General features: G+C 41.8%; 11 protein-coding genes. 10 read left to right on the top strand and 1 reads right to left on the bottom strand.

Going from position 1 to position 15,234, the window contains the following annotated elements; translation table 11 throughout:
- The first annotated feature begins 154 nt into the window (after positions 1 to 154).
- Positions 155 to 1,414, top strand: a complete 1,260-nt coding sequence (spoIIP, locus tag FGT79_RS28590; protein ID WP_138756247.1) for a stage II sporulation protein P — start codon at positions 155 to 157, stop codon at positions 1,412 to 1,414.
- A gap of 123 nt (positions 1,415 to 1,537) precedes the next feature.
- Here spoIIP and FGT79_RS28585 read toward each other — a convergent pair whose 3' ends face one another.
- The gene (locus FGT79_RS28585; protein WP_138756246.1) at positions 1,538 to 2,254 is read right to left on the bottom strand and encodes a TetR/AcrR family transcriptional regulator; all 717 of its coding nucleotides are present in this window, start codon (positions 2,252 to 2,254) and stop codon (positions 1,538 to 1,540) included.
- A gap of 163 nt (positions 2,255 to 2,417) precedes the next feature.
- Between FGT79_RS28585 and FGT79_RS28580 the strand changes: the two genes are divergently transcribed.
- From FGT79_RS28580 to FGT79_RS28535, 9 genes are all read left to right on the top strand, one after another.
- Positions 2,418 to 3,893, top strand: coding sequence for a DHA2 family efflux MFS transporter permease subunit (locus tag FGT79_RS28580; RefSeq protein ID WP_138756245.1), 1,476 nt, complete (start codon positions 2,418 to 2,420; stop codon positions 3,891 to 3,893).
- 415 nt (positions 3,894 to 4,308) lie between these two features.
- Positions 4,309 to 5,313, top strand: coding sequence for a VanZ family protein (locus tag FGT79_RS28575; protein WP_138756244.1), 1,005 nt, complete (start codon positions 4,309 to 4,311; stop codon positions 5,311 to 5,313).
- A 519-nt stretch (positions 5,314 to 5,832) separates the two neighbouring features.
- Positions 5,833 to 7,728: an AraC family transcriptional regulator gene (locus tag FGT79_RS28570; RefSeq protein WP_138756243.1), complete on the top strand. Its 1,896-nt coding sequence runs from the start codon at positions 5,833 to 5,835 to the stop codon at positions 7,726 to 7,728.
- 90 nt (positions 7,729 to 7,818) lie between these two features.
- Entirely contained in the window at positions 7,819 to 8,526 is a 708-nt protein-coding gene (locus FGT79_RS28565; RefSeq protein WP_138756242.1) for a hypothetical protein, read from the top strand.
- 527 nt (positions 8,527 to 9,053) lie between these two features.
- Positions 9,054 to 9,872, top strand: coding sequence for a methyl-accepting chemotaxis protein (locus FGT79_RS28560; protein WP_138756241.1), 819 nt, complete (start codon positions 9,054 to 9,056; stop codon positions 9,870 to 9,872).
- Positions 9,873 to 10,189: 317 nt separating this feature from the next.
- A complete protein-coding gene (locus FGT79_RS28555) occupies positions 10,190 to 11,143 on the top strand; it encodes an alpha/beta fold hydrolase (protein WP_138756240.1) in 954 nt (317 codons plus the stop codon).
- A gap of 638 nt (positions 11,144 to 11,781) precedes the next feature.
- Entirely contained in the window at positions 11,782 to 12,579 is a 798-nt protein-coding gene (locus tag FGT79_RS32120; protein WP_246096674.1) for an IS630 family transposase, read from the top strand.
- Between the two features lie 142 nt (positions 12,580 to 12,721).
- The gene (locus FGT79_RS28540; protein WP_138756239.1) at positions 12,722 to 12,934 is read left to right on the top strand and encodes a TM2 domain-containing protein; all 213 of its coding nucleotides are present in this window, start codon (positions 12,722 to 12,724) and stop codon (positions 12,932 to 12,934) included.
- Between the two features lie 218 nt (positions 12,935 to 13,152).
- Positions 13,153 to 15,192, top strand: coding sequence for an AraC family transcriptional regulator (locus FGT79_RS28535; RefSeq protein WP_171056500.1), 2,040 nt, complete (start codon positions 13,153 to 13,155; stop codon positions 15,190 to 15,192).
- The last annotated feature ends 42 nt before the right edge of the window (positions 15,193 to 15,234 follow it).

Below are 15,234 nucleotides of genomic sequence, written 5' to 3'. Positions count from 1 at the left end.
TCCAAAGTGTCGATATATCGATAGGAAAATAGCTCTAAAAGCTCCTTATCGAGGCTTTACTCTCATTTTGGTAACGAAAGGTTTGGATAAGAAGGATTTTCCTCTATTTTGTCGAAATTCGTAGAACAGGATTTTGGAATGGAGGAAGCTAGCTTTGAGACTTCGAAATCAATTATTGGGTGGAACCGCCATTGTGGCTTTATTGTTCAGTGGATTAGGTGCTGTTCATGCAACTGGTCAGAGCCTTTCCGGTGAGCGTTTAACTAGCACGGGGCTTCAACGATATGCACAAACGAAAGCGGTACAAAATAAAGCGACGGTAGCCAAAATAATAGATATCACCAATTTGCGCAAAGGACCTGGCATTAATTATGAGATTGTAGCAAGGGCAGTGGCCGGTGAATCCTATCCGATTCTCGGATCGGAAGGGGAATGGTATCAAATCAAGCTCTCAAGCAGCAGCAAAGCTTATGTTGCGAATTGGGTTGTAGATACGGATGCGACGGACAGCGGTAAGGATTCTTCAAATAACGGACAGAAGCCGGATAAGGAAGAACAATCAGGCGGCAAAGGCGAGAAGGAAATGATTGTTAAGATGGTGGCTACGACCAATTTGCGCAAAGGTCCCGGCCTAGATTATGAAATTGTTACGAAAGCCCGGGAAGGAGAATCCTTTCCGGTCATCGGTTTAGTCGGAGAATGGTATCAAGTATCGCTGCCGAGCGGGGGGAGCGCTTATGTTGCGAATTGGGTTGTGAACACGGGTGAAGTTAGTCAGAATGACAGTAAAGTATACATCTATCATACCCATAACCGTGAGTCTTGGAAAAATGTATCAAGCAGTACAAAAGGGACCTCTTACGATGATCCGAAAGTTAATATTACGCTGGTAGGCAAACAATTAGCGCAAAGCTTAGAGAAAAAGGGAATCGCATCTTTAGTAGAAGCAACTGATTTCGCTGCCAAATTGAATGAGCAGAAGCTAAGCTACACGAAGGCATATGCTGAATCACGCAAAGCGGTAGATAAAGCGATACAGTCGCATGCTTCCTTGACTTATTTCTTCGATATTCATCGCGATGCGGATGTGCCGAGGAACAAAACGACAGTTGTTATTAATGGAAAATCGTACGCACGCATTATGTTTGTAATCGGAGACGCTAATCCGACATATAAAGAAAACAAAAAATTTGCAGATGCGCTGAGTGTGCTCCTGGATAAGAAATATCCTGGCATTTCAAGAGGCGTTCTGACCAAAAGCGCGCATCAAGGAAATGCTGAGTACAACCAATCAGTATCTAACGGGAGCCTGCTATTGGAATTCGGAGGCGTAAACAATACCCTGCAAGAAAATCTCCAAACTGCAGAAGCGTTCGCGGATGTGTTTGCTGAGTACTATAAATTGACCCAATAGATTCAAAAAGGAATCTAATGATCACTGCTAAGGCAGAAGTCATTAGGTTCCTTTTTTATGGCTACTTGCTTGTTAGTTTAAGCATAGAAACCATGTTGTTGAGGTGATAAAGGAAGTTCAACCTTACTCGTAAGAGAGCTTCTTGACGATCATCTCGCTAATAAAGGGCTCAATTAAAGTTTGATCATCAAGAAGCCATTTTTCGTGAAAAAGCTGAAGTTTCATAGCTTGATAGAAATCCAGCAGAGCTTGCTTTAAGCTTATGTTGTGCTGCAAAAGCAGCTTAGGGTCTAATAATCTACGTAGTACGACATCCAACTGAATGAGGATGATCTCTGCATTCATCTGGTGAAATATGCCAAGTTCCATGCCTTTATTCAGATAGTCGACCAGCTTCATTTGACAACGCTCTACTGCCTGAGACAATGCTGCTGCTAAATCGGGATAAGTGGTATTCAGATCTTGCAGAAGGATATCGCTTAGATAGAAGGACATCTTGAACGATTGCTTAAAAACCTTGGCAAATGACTCGCCATAAAGCCTTAAATCTTCATGAGAAGGGAGCGTTTCGTGAGCGGGTATTAGTTGATTCGGTTCTAACTCGAACATAAGCGATTCCGTATAGCTCACGCATTTCTCAACTAAACATTCTATAATGTCATCTTTCGATGCAAAGTATTTATACATGGTTGCTTTGCTGATATCCATATATTTGGCGACATCATCCATTTTGATCGCACTGAAGCCATGTTTTTGAACATATGGTATGAGTTTAAGTATAAGTTTTACTTTGGTTGATTTTCTTTTCTCCCATATCTGGTCGATCTCGCAATCCATCATACGGCTACGCCTCCTGCCTGCATGATCTAGTATAACGCAATTTAAGACTATATTAAACTAAACTATACAAAGTAAACTTTTTTACTGTTTTTAGTTTACTTCGTTTAATTATTATGCTATCTTCTTTTCAAGAAAGTAAAAAATGATCTTGAAGGAGCCAGCTATGACTACAAATTCAGGAGTAACCGATACCACTCCGACAACCTCTTTGCGTGCGCTTATTGCCCCGCTGATCGCCATTATTATCGGGTTGTTCATGGTGATTTTAGATACCACGGCCGTAAATGTAGCTATTCCTGTTCTTACTGCCGATTTCAAAAGCTCGCTAAGCGTCATCCAGTGGACGATTACGGGATACGCGCTTGCCCAAGCGGCAGTAATTCCATTGGCTGGCTGGATGTCAGATCGAGTAGGAGCTAAACAGGTTTTTATTGTTTCTATTATTTTGTTTACGGCTGGTTCGGTCCTATGTGCCTTTGCCACAACGGCAGAGCAGCTCATTTTTTTCAGAGTACTGCAAGGGCTAGGCGGCGGTATGGTTATGCCAATCGCATTCGCTATGACGTATCGGCTCAGTCCTCCTGAAAAGGTAGGCATGGTTATGGGCTTTATGGGTGTACCGGTCTTGCTTGCGCCTGCGCTTGGACCAATCGTATCCGGTTATTTGGTTGACTATGTGAGCTGGCAATGGATTTTCCTAATTAATGTTCCCATAGGCATTATCGGTGTTGTGCTATCTATGGTAGTGCTGCCGAATTTTGCAAAGAAGGCTTCCGTCTCATTGGATTTCTGGGGAATTCTGTTGGCACCTCTTGCGTTTGGAGGTCTTTCTTATGGGTTAAGTGAAGGGGGCACGAGCTGGACTTCAGCAAAAACCATCATTGGTATTTCCGTTGGTGTGGTAGCTCTTATTTTATTTACGATCGTTGAGCTTACGCGCAAAAAAGAGCCTTTGCTGGAGCTTAGAGTATTTCGCTCCGCTCAATTCACTAGAGGAATTCTGGTGCAGTGGATTTTACAATTCGCTATGTTTGGCGTCATTTTTACCGTACCGTATTTCATGCAGCAATTAATGGGAATGAGTGCATTCGAAGCAGGATTATGGACGCTTCCACAAGCCATTGCAGCTGGCATCATGATGCCGCTCGGAGGACGTTTATTCGACCGTATCGGCGCAAGGCCATTAGTGATTGTAGGACTAACCTTTGTAGCTATTGGTGCTTTTCTTATCTCATTTATTAACCCTAGCAATACGCCGTGGTTATTTCTTATTCCTCGCGCACTGCTTGGAATGGGAATGGGCTTATCTATGCTATCCTTAAATACGCACTTGATTCAAACGGCGCCAAAAGACCTTGTCGGCCGAGTCACCTCACTGACGAGTGCGGCTCAGCAGGTGGTCACTTCATTCGCAGTAGCTGGACTAACGACGTTCCTTGTCAGCCGCACAACTCATTTTGTGAGCAAAGGCGAGGCGCAAGTGCCGGATGCGATGACGCATGCTTTCCATAACACCTATCTATTGCTGGCCGTTCTCGCAGCGGCAGGGGTGCTGCTGGCGACCACGCTTAAACGGTCTGCTGCAGAAAAAAAAGGGCTTCAACCGCGAGTTGTAGACGAAGGCTCTATACTCTCTTGATGAAACGCTAAGCGGAGAACCTGCTTTGTAAACGTGTAAAGGAACTATGTGTTTATTTAGGGAACGCCGGTATTTTTTCCTGGCATATTTTACGCCATGATCAGTATGGAAGATTAAGCCTTTACTCCACCTACGGAGCCTTTAGTACGACGCCGCTTTCAAACCATATATCTCATATTCATGATTGGGATAAATGGTTTAAAGCGGCGTTTTTATTTTTGAGTAGAGTTATGAATGTCACAAGGTGGAAGCTATAGCTGAATAACACAAATGATGAGCAGATGCTATTGTGGTTTGCTTATTTTAGTAAGCTAACGCGCAGGTCAATGTAACATTCTTAGAATTGGAAGCGTAATAAATAGAATGAGTTATTATACATGAGTCAGCCGCTCTGCAGAAAAGAAAGGATGTAATTATGTATCGAGGAAAATTACAAAAAATCACTATAATACTGTTAGCAATATATACCGTTTTGACTCTTTATTTTTTGTATTTAGGTTTTAACAGAGCTTCTTTTCTTCAAGATTCTAGCATGCGATATAGTCTAATACCGGAAGGGATTCCGTTACACTTTCCAATGGGAAGGGACTTTCAAATTTGGTTTTTTGAGTGGGGCAACTTTGTAGCGTTTATACCTTTTGGAATGGTCATCCCATTGCTGTTTCGTTGTCATTTCATTCGATTTATAACTTTATTTATTCTGTCTATTACAATTCTTGAAATCTTACAAATGCTTTCTCGTTTAGGATCCTTTGATATTGACGATATCATAATTAATACAATAGGGGCGGCGGTGGGGTTTTTGGCACAACGGTTAGTTCATCGTGATCGAGATAAATTTAAAGGAATTTGTCGAATCATTTTAACGGCCATTGCACTCTCATTTGGAGTCACTGCTATTGTTGGTGGCATCAATAATTATTTGGAAAAGGGAGGCGGCGAAGTCGTACCCCTAAATGAGCTTGCATTAACAGATGGATCTGTACTGTGGGATGAAACACTCTTAAGTTTTACAGCAGTCGGAGAAAAGGTTGAGCCTCAAATCAATATGTACAGTAGAAAAAATGCAAGAACTAACGAGACTACGTATCAACTAAATGGAAAATACAAAGAAATAGCAGGCTATGTCGCTATACCAGATGATGTAATTAACACGGCAAGTAAAGGGGAAAGCGATATAATATTTATCGCAGATGGCACAGAAATTTACTCACTGGGTTTATCAGCTAAAAGTGGAGAGAATCAGCTTACCTCTTTTCAAACCCCTTTAAATGGAGCAAATGAACTTACTATTAAATTAATAAACGATGACCCAAATCCGATTACAAAGGCCGTGATGTGGGATATCACTCTTACAGAAGTCAACACAGGACAAAAGATGATTAACAGTATTAAAAGAAAATTAAGATCACTCTTCTAATAAGTGTCGAATCAAGGTAATGATCGATATGAAGATAAGCTTCTCTAGCATATAAGAGAAGCTTATTTTCATTCGATGAGCGATTCGAGCAAGCAAGACTCGATGATGAAGTAGAGCTATGTGGTTCTGAATATCAAGTTTATAGCACATCGTAAGCAGTCTGCCTAAAGTCTAAAAACGTCCTAACACGGTGATCTGCTCTAGTATCTTAGCATCGTACCACTTTCAGATGCATGCATACAGATATGCGTTCTGCTTCGTGGGGATACCAATTTTATTGTTGTGAAGCGTGTCAAAGTAAACACTATTGCACTTCTTTTTTAAAGTGTACAATGATGATGTTAATAGTTACTCGTAGCTGTGAGTATTGTAGGTATCGGATCATTATATCTTCTAAAGAGTCGATGTATAGGAGTGGTTATTCAACTTTAGCAATCTTATCTAAAATCAATCAGAAATTATATAATATGCCATTGAGGGATTTCATTGAATTGAAGTACAACGAGAGGGGAAGAAAGTATGGACTGGGAAACCCACATCGAGCGGTGGAGCCGAAATGCCGTTCGATTGCTGGATATTCGACAGTATCGTGTGGAGGATGGAACAATACCTGATCGTTATGTGGCGAATAACAGCTTTTTCGTAATTACTACCCATGGAGAGGCGAGAGTGAGTCTGTCAGGAACAGAGTATCGAACGTATTCCTTTCACATTCTGCACGGAGGCAAAGGAGCAGAGTTGGACGTTATACCGCTGGGAAATGACTTTGCCTGTTATTTGATATTGTATAAAGCCGAGTGTGACTCGCCAGAGGAATGGGAGAGCTTCCATATGTCGTATGCATTCGTTCCTTATGCGTCACTGCCTCTGCAGGAAAAGTGCCAAACAATGGATCGACTGTGGCAGCAAGCAACACCAATGGATAAGCTGCAGGCGCAGTCTTTGTTTCTTCCATTTGTGTATGAGGTCCTGCGGCAAGCCTACACGTCTACAAAAGAAAACAGCAGACCGAATTTGGTAACTGAAGCGATTCACTATATTCATGAGCATTATAGGAAGTCTATTACAGCCGAGGAACTGGCCGGAATGTACAGCTGCAGCGCGAGCTACTTGTCTCGCTTATTCAAAAACCAGATTGGAGCAGGTCCGATTGAATATTTGATTCATGTGCGCATTCATAAATCTAAGCAGCTCCTGCTCAGATCGGATGCTCGTATTCAGGAGATAGCGAGCAGCGTTGGCTATATCGATGTCTATTATTTCAGTCGATTGTTTAAAAAGCATACCGGAATCTCTCCCCTTCAATATCGCGAGGATAATCAGCAGATGGTTCAGTATAATCCATTACGTCTGTTAAAATCGTCTATTGTAACTCCAAAGCTTGGTTCCCATAATGAGAATGAGAGTTATTATCAACGCATTAGGGAAGGGGACACATCAATGTTTAGATTTTCAAGACCAACGTTTGGAGCAATGATGCTATTATGCACAGCTTTGCTTCTGAATGCATGCCAGGCAAGCAACAATGCAGGTACGCCGACCTCATCACCTGCTTCAACAGAGAGCGCAACGGCAAACACAGCTCCAGATACGCGTGTTTACGAGCATTTAAAAGGTGAAACAGAAATTCCTGTGGAGCCTCAGCGTGTGGTTACGCTTTTCCACTTGGGTGAGATTATGGCCCTCGGGGTAAAACCTGTAGGTGCGACTAGCTTTATTCTGAAGAATCCGTTGTTAGACGATGTTTCAGGTATTGAAGATGTAGGAGTTCCGCCTGAAGCGGAGAAGATTCTATCATTGGAGCCTGACTTAATTGTTACAACGGCACCATTTGCAGAGGTGTTTGAAGGTGGATACGAAGCACTAAGCAAAATTGCACCAACCATTGTTGTGGAGCAGTACAACGATCCGATTAAGGATGTTGAAATGTTCGGCGATATTCTGGGCAAGCAGGAGGAAGCGAAGCAATGGAATGCGGCATTTGCGACCAAGATAGCGGAATATAAAGAGAAGATCAGCCCGTTCATTGGTACAGATGAAACCTTCTCGATCTTGAACGTTCGTTCTGACGCGCTTTATGTCTACGGCGATACCAATATGGGAGGCAACATCATCTATAAGTATCTAGGCTTGAAGCCAACGGAGAAGATAAAGACTGATGTCATTAATGGAGAAACGTGGCAAATATCAAATGAGGTCATTCCTGATTTTATAGGCGACCGGTTATTTCTGGCTGTGAATACGGGGGCAGAGGAAGCACTGAAGGAAGTAGAAAAGCTCATTCAATTTTCACCTGCAGGAAAAGCAGGAAAGGTTTACAAAATTGATTTTGATGAATTTCTTCCCAGTGATCCGATTTCTGTAGAAAAACAGCTAGATATTATTACTAATTTTTTAACAGACAGCAATAAGTAAAATATATTTACTAGTGATTGGAGGTGCACTGTGGTTTTGTTAGCCACGCCTCCGTCAATATGAGAAGCCCAACCTCATGAGGTTGGGTTTTTGCATTTGCAAATAGACAACCATGCAGATATTATGAACAAACAAGTGAACGAGGAGTGTGATCGTAAAGTGGAGGAGAGAGGAACGATAATCTCAATGTTATCCTCGCAGATAGGCGATTCGACGCAGCAGTCGAATGAAAATGTAGCGTCAATGTGCAAAGAAAATCCGAATTTATTAAAAGAAATTGCAGAGGGCTTATTCCAAACGGATGTAAAACTCGCAGGAGATTGTGCAGAAGTATTCACCAAGGTAGCCGAAACTCAACCACATTTGGTTACGCTCTATGCTGAAGAGCTCCTCTCATCCATTCAGCATAAACATACGCGGGTACGATGGGAGTCTATGCATGCAGTTGCATTCATTAGTCCTCTTATCCCTGGGCGGATAGTCTCTGTCATTGAACATATACAAGAACGGATGTTAGTGGACCAAAGTACAATTGTAAAAGACTACTCGATACTGTGTTTGGGGAATGTGGCATCCTGTGGTGAAGCGGAAGCGAGAATGGTCCTGCCTATATTAAAGCAAGGGCTTTTACAATTAGGTGATAAGTTTATTTCGAAATTATTAACGGCCATGATTGGGATAGCAAAGGTTTCCCCTAGTCTAGCGGCTGGAGTTATAAAGTTTGGATATGAATATGAAACGCATTCCAAAAGCTCTGTCCAAAAGGCGGCGAAGAGGTTAGTGAAAGCAGCCCAGTAATTTGCTCATTCTGAAGAGACATCAGCATATTGACTTAAACATATATAGGTGTTAAAAATACATGATCAAACCATGAAGCTCTGACGTCACGAGGTTCGGGTTTTTGTTTTTCTCTTGCATCTATTCCGTGTATCTCTAGCCTAGATAAGGGTTTAAAAATGAATACATGTAGCCGGGCCAGTTGCAGTAATATTTTCAGTAACATTCTTATTCTTAATTAAAAGAATGACACTTGAATATGGGGGGAAATCATGTAAATCCTCCTTAATGACTAGTTAGTAAATCTTCAGAATCGATTATAATTAATGAAGCTGCGGTTGTTTGGTTATATTTAAAACGTAAAGGGGTTCGCCTCACTCCTATTAGTTAAAACAAGAAATACGCAGTGAACTTATAAAATAATGAGTTTTTAAAGGGTAATGCATCTCTTTAAATTTACAATATTATGCAATAATGGTAGTATAGAATTTCTAATAGAGATACGTACTTAAGATCTATCATATAGTCACGGAAGGGGGCAATTTAAAATGAATAGAATTGAATCCTTGGATGCTGCAGTTGCAATGATTCCGATTCTGAAGGCGGCTGTTCCTGCTGAGTTATCCATCGCTATTTGTGATACAGAGAAGTTTATTGCCTACTGGCCTGGTGAAAATATTGACTTGAATATTCGTGTAGGGCAATTGCTGCATCACGAGGAACCGTTAACGCAGGCAATTCGAAACAATGTATCCCTAAGGTCAGAAGTACCGGCCGTGTTTTATGGCTTTGAATTTATAGGGACGGCTACACCGCTTCATGACAACAGTGGCAATGTGATTGGCGGTATTGCCGTTCAGCTTCGGAAACAGAGCGAGCTCATAACGATTGCTGATCAAATATCGGAATCTTTATCACAAGCGAGCAGTCAGCTTTCACAAGTTACGGACGGCTCGGTTGTACTTGCAGAATCGGCTCAGCAGCTTCTGTCCCTCGCTCATCGGACGGTGAAACAGGTGGAGGAAACGGATAAAGTTGTATCAATCGTCAAAAGAGTAGCAGATCAAACAAACTTATTAGGCATTAATGCGGCGATTGAAGCGGCCCATGCGGGAGATCGCGGGAGAGGCTTTGGTATTGTAGCAGGAGAGATACGGAAATTGTCGAGTGAAACGTTAACCTCCACAAAAGCTATTCAGCATACGTTAAAAACCTTTGATGAAGCAATCAGTGAAATGCGATTGTCCATTGAAAGTATCACAGCAATCGTTGAGGAGCAAACGACTTCTTCTCGGCAGGTTTTGGCTTTTATCGAAGAGGTTCATCGTATGTCGGAGCAGTTAAATCAATTCGCTAAGAAATTATAATGACCTTGACCATACAACAATGGAGAAGCAGACGCTGTGGCGAGTATCGCTTTCTAGCATCGGATGAGTCGAGGTTTATTTACGAGGATGATCATTCACATAAATCATGTCCTTCTACAGAAGCGTTTGGGTGAAGCCCTAACGCTTTTTTTTTTCGCGCAGTTGGTGTCTACGAATAGCAGCTTCATTATAAGATCGTAAGAGTGGAGTGCTCACGATTGATGGGTTAAAATGCAAAGATAAGATATGACCATATTGCCAGTAGATTATTTTCGGCGGGTACTAGGTAGGCTTAGGGGGAGAGGAACTGCAAATTCATGAATAAGTTCTCAACATACAATCAATCGGTGACCTATTGGAAACAATACCAGAAGTTTTTTCCGGAAGAAATGCAAATTCATGAAGACCATTTACCATCAGAAGAATGGATGACTTGGAACGATGTTCATGTCCATCTGGATCGTATGTTGGTTCCGCATGCAAAATTGAAAATTATTTTCATTCATGGTGCTGGTGGCAATGGCAGATTATTGGCTCCTTATGCACGAATGCTGCAAAAATACGGTTATGAAGTAGTGTCGCCAGATTTGCCGCCTTATGGTTTAAGTTATTCAAATCCGAAGAAACGATTAGATTATCAGCTTTGGATTGACATACTTCATGAATTGATCGATCAGGAACTGAAAAAGGACGGCAAACCTATTATTTTACTAGGCAGCAGCATAGGTGGCATGTTAGCTTATCACACTGCTGTGCAAAGCAAGCGAGTTAGAGGGTTAATTGCTACGACTTTTGTTGATACGAGTGATCCAAAGGTTCGTGATCAGCTTGCTCCTAACAAGCTCATTAGTCGGGTAGGGAAATTTTTTATGGACAAAATTCCTGTTTTATTAGATTTCATGCAAATCTCTGTTAATCATGTATCTCGGATGAAATTAATTACGAACAACGCCGAACTAACCAAACTTATTATGAACGATGCTCATGCCGCAGATACAAAAATCCCGTTGCGTTTATTAAGAACGTTTTTAAATATGAAGCCTGTTGTAAAACCTGAGGATTTTGATGTTTGTCCGGTGTTGCTCGTTCATCCTGAATTAGATCCCATGACGCCTTATCGTTTTAGTAAACCGTTTTTTGATCATATTAAATGTAAGAAAGAATATGTAGCTTTAGAGGGTGCTGGTCATTTTCCAATTGAGCAACCAGGGCTGGAGCAGATGAATGCTGCTGTGCTTTCCTTTTTGAAAACAATCGAGAACGAAAGATGAATTTGAATATACGAATGCCGCCACTGGGCTGTGGGGGAAGCTAGTCGATACTGAATGAGCTACCACTAACGCCGCTTATGGGTGCACAACGAAGATTGTTAGTTCTCCCTCAATAACGCCATTCAGAACCACAACCAGATGAGGTTGTGGTTTTTACTGCTATGGCCAAATATATATTTCTTTTTGTAACGGGCGTTACATTTTAATGGAACTATCAATGTTATATTTATAAGAACTGTGATGTATGAAGAGATAATCTAATAGGCTAGGTATATGTTTGTATATTCTCATATTCTAGTGATAGGAAGGGTTCGATATGTATGAAAAATAATAGATTTACTGCTCAATTTCATTTGGCGCTATATAGATTGAACACGTAAAGTTAATAACCGTCTGTTAATGGGTAAGAAAAAGAAAGAACCAAGAGAAGGCGGCGATCGAAATGTCTGTACAAAAGAGATTGCAATACTAAAAAATGCCATGAAAGAAACACAAAATCCTCGTATGTTCGAGAGATATCTAGCTGTCCGGCTGCACTTGGAGGGGCTAACACTCTCCGAAATCACGAGAATTATAGACCGATCTTTTCCTACCATTAGTGGTTACTGGAACAGCTATCGCAAGCGGGCTTAGCAGGTTTGGATTTTGCTGAGTACCCAGGTGGTCCAAAAAAACTAACAGAACAACAAGAAGAACAACTCAAGAACGTCATTGCAGATGAACGACCTGTTGATGTTGGCTTTGAGGCGAAGTTTACATGGACCCTGAAGCTGATTCGTGCCTACATCCTAAGGGAATTCGGTCAATCCTATACGCTTAAAGGCGTGTCTAAGATTTTAATGCGTCTAGGTTTCAGTTATACGAAAGCTACCTATTCCTTGGCGCGCACAAACGAAAAAGAGCAGCTACAATTCCGTGAAACAACGCTGCCTACGCTTAAAGAACAGTTGAGCCAAGGCAAAATCAATCACTTGTTGTTTGAAGATAAGTCATCCATTCGGGCCTATATGGCGCTACAATACAATTGGTTTCCGAAGGGACAACAACGAAAAATCCCAACCTACGGACAGCATAAAGGAGCTAAACTATTCGCTGCCATTGATTATGCAACGGGGCATGTCACTCACCGCGAGGAAGAGGAACTCGATGCGAACAAGCTCATAACGGATTTGACTATTCTTGACGTTCGTACGCGTATTGCCCGTATGTTATTGCGACTAACACAGCAGCATGGTGTGCCCTCTGATGAAGGTGTATTGATTGATTTGAAACTAACACATCAGCACTTGGCGGATATGACAGGAACAGCGCGCGAGACCGTAACCAAATTGTTGCTTGAATTACAAAACGAGCGTTTAATACGAATAGATCAGAGGAAAATAGTCGTGTGTAATTTGGATGCGCTTCAACGGATACTCGACTCAGCAAGGGCCTAGTCCCTATAATAGGCATTAGGCAAAGCAGGAAGCACTCCTAGTACTGTTAAATTTTCCTTTTAAATTTAAGTTAAGTATTAACAATTGGCATCTATTCTTCCGATAATATATAGGAGTATAGACCCATTAGGAGGAATATGTTGTGGAAAAGAGTTCTAAATCATTTATTGCAGCGTTACTATTTTGTTTGTTTTTGGGAGGATTCTCGATTCACCGCTTTTATGTTGGTAAAGTAGGAACAGCTATCCTACAAATCATTACTCTGGGTGGTTTGGGAATTTGGTTGCTTATTGACCTCATTATGATTATTGTCGGTAAGTTTACGGACAGTGAAGGCAAAAGAATTACAGCATAGAGTAGTTACATATTTAGCAAAAGGGGCAGTCTCAAAAGGTCAAAAATGATCTTAAGATAGCCCCTTTTCTTTGTCTAAATCGGTTGACAGTGAGAATAGCATCGATTACGATGTTTTTGAATAAGCAGCGGACGAGCCCGCATGCACGCTTCATAAACGTATGTTGGATCACAGTATATCGCACGAATCGTTGCGATCATGATATGAGAGTTGAACTTATGAATCTGGATGAACATATTAAGTCGTGGAACTATGCCTCCATTAAAGTTTTGGACGTTCGCCATACCCACATGACACGAGGCGAGGAATTACGCGGCTACCATCTTCCTGCTAGCAGTTTCTTGTTCTCTGTACGTGGAAGCGCTCGAATTGTGCTGAATGGTATCGAGTATATGACGGAAGGCTTTCATGTGCTTCATGGGGGGAAGGGACTATCTCTCGACATCATGCTGACAGGAGAGGAATTCGAGTACTATATTGTTTTCTACAGAGCCATTCTGCCCATGCCTTGCCGTCAGGAAATCGTCAGCATGATCGAACGAAACCGTCCGTTTCATATCCAATATGGCTTTACTCCGCAGCATTCGATTTCATTATTGCATAAGGTTAGAGAAATGGAACAAGAATGGCATCAGCCCGGTTCATTGGGGCATTTTCATGTGAAGGTATCGTTTTATCAGTTTGTGTATCAGTTGCTCAGTCAATTGGAAGCACAAGGAGTCAAGACGCAGAAGCCGGAGCTTGTCGCTCAAGCGGTGCAATATATCCATGATTATTACGCGATGCCAATTACACTTGAATCATTGGCAGATAGCTTGAATTACAGTTCTTCTCACTTATCCATTCAATTCAAAAATAAAATCGGCCTTAGTCCAATTGGATACCTAATCAAAGTCCGAATTTCTATAGCGGCAGATCTGCTGCTTACATCAGACGCAGCATTACACGAAATCGCAGCCAGCATAGGTTATACGGATGTGAATTATTTTGGCCGCATGTTCAAAAAGGAAAAAGGAGTTTCGCCGGGCAAATTCAGATCCAAAGCGAGCAGTGTGAGAACGGTAAAAGATAATGCTTTAAATGCTAAAAGATTGTCCATTGTCTCTCGAAGAAACAGGCGATATATTGATAATGATAATCGTTATCTATATTTGAGAGAAGGGGATTTAACTATGTATAAGAATGCAAAGTCATCTACGGTTGCCATCTTGCTTATGTGCTTGGCTTTATTAATGGGGGCATGCTCTAGCAACGTATCTAATGCAAATACGACTACAAACGGGGGTTCCGTTGTATCTACTGAACGTCCAGCTCAATCGCAGACTAGCAATAATGCTGGCAATAGCGGAAATGACAAAGCGGCACCCAGTGACGGTACGGGAACAGAATCACGAACAAAAATTGTGAAAACGGTACTTGGCGATGTGGAAATCCCTATGGAGCCTGTTCATATTGTAAGTCTCGGACTTGAGGATATGCTATTATCACTGGATGCACCTTTAGTACAGGCAGGCGGTACAGAAGGAGATTATTTGTACGATGAGCTGACGGAGAAGAATATTCCCGTGGTTGCTTCATCATCGACGCCTAATTTCGAAGCCATATTAGCCGCACAACCGGATTTAATCATGATTATTAATGGATATGTGGATCAAGCCGGATATGAGAAACTTTCCCAAATCGCCCCTACTCTCGCCTATGAACGCGATGATTGGAAAACTTCAATTGTCGAAATCGGCAAAGCGATTAATCGCGAGGAGAAAGCGCATGCTATCATTCAGGCTTATGATGAAAAATTGAAACAGGCTCGAGAGACGATCGTTCAAACGATAGGTCCGGACAAGACGGTAGCTTTAATTCGTACTTCAGAGAAAGAAGCCGATCTGTTCTTTCCAAGCTTCCCCTATGGCGGCGTGCTGTATAATGACTTGGGATTAACGGCTTCATCAAGCGTAGCCGAGTTCCAGAAGAAAACAGACGAGGATTGGGGCTACACCTTATCCTTGGAGATGCTTCCAGAACTAAAGTCGGATTATTTGTTTGTTACTGCGGGATACTCGGGTTCCTTGGAAGCTGATTTTCAGAAATCGTTGGAAACGGTAAGGGAATTGGAAAAGCTTGAGGTTTGGAAAGCGATGCCTGCTGTGAAGCAAAACCATGTCTACAAAATATCTGCAAGACATTGGATGCTTAGCGGTCCCATCTCCGAAAGCAGGAAAATCGACGATGTTGTGAAAGCACTGACGGAAACGAAATAAGAATAACAGAGCACCTTTAAGCTGGTGATGCGATTATCGTGA

The sequence above is a fragment of the Paenibacillus sinopodophylli genome (assembly GCF_005930355.1).
Lineage (GTDB): Bacteria > Bacillota > Bacilli > Paenibacillales > Paenibacillaceae > Pristimantibacillus > Pristimantibacillus sinopodophylli.
This window is presented reverse-complemented; position numbering and strand designations above follow the sequence as displayed.

Coding starts and splice junctions, on each gene's coding strand:
- FGT79_RS28535 (WP_171056500.1), top strand. CDS start 13,153: ATGAATCTGGATGAACATATTAAGTCGTGGAACTATGCCTCCATTAAA.
- FGT79_RS28585 (WP_138756246.1), bottom strand. CDS start 2,254: ATGATGGATTGCGAGATCGACCAGATATGGGAGAAAAGAAAATCAACC.
- FGT79_RS28555 (WP_138756240.1), top strand. CDS start 10,190: ATGAATAAGTTCTCAACATACAATCAATCGGTGACCTATTGGAAACAA.
- FGT79_RS28575 (WP_138756244.1), top strand. CDS start 4,309: ATGTATCGAGGAAAATTACAAAAAATCACTATAATACTGTTAGCAATA.
- FGT79_RS28570 (WP_138756243.1), top strand. CDS start 5,833: ATGGACTGGGAAACCCACATCGAGCGGTGGAGCCGAAATGCCGTTCGA.
- FGT79_RS28560 (WP_138756241.1), top strand. CDS start 9,054: ATGAATAGAATTGAATCCTTGGATGCTGCAGTTGCAATGATTCCGATT.
- FGT79_RS28580 (WP_138756245.1), top strand. CDS start 2,418: ATGACTACAAATTCAGGAGTAACCGATACCACTCCGACAACCTCTTTG.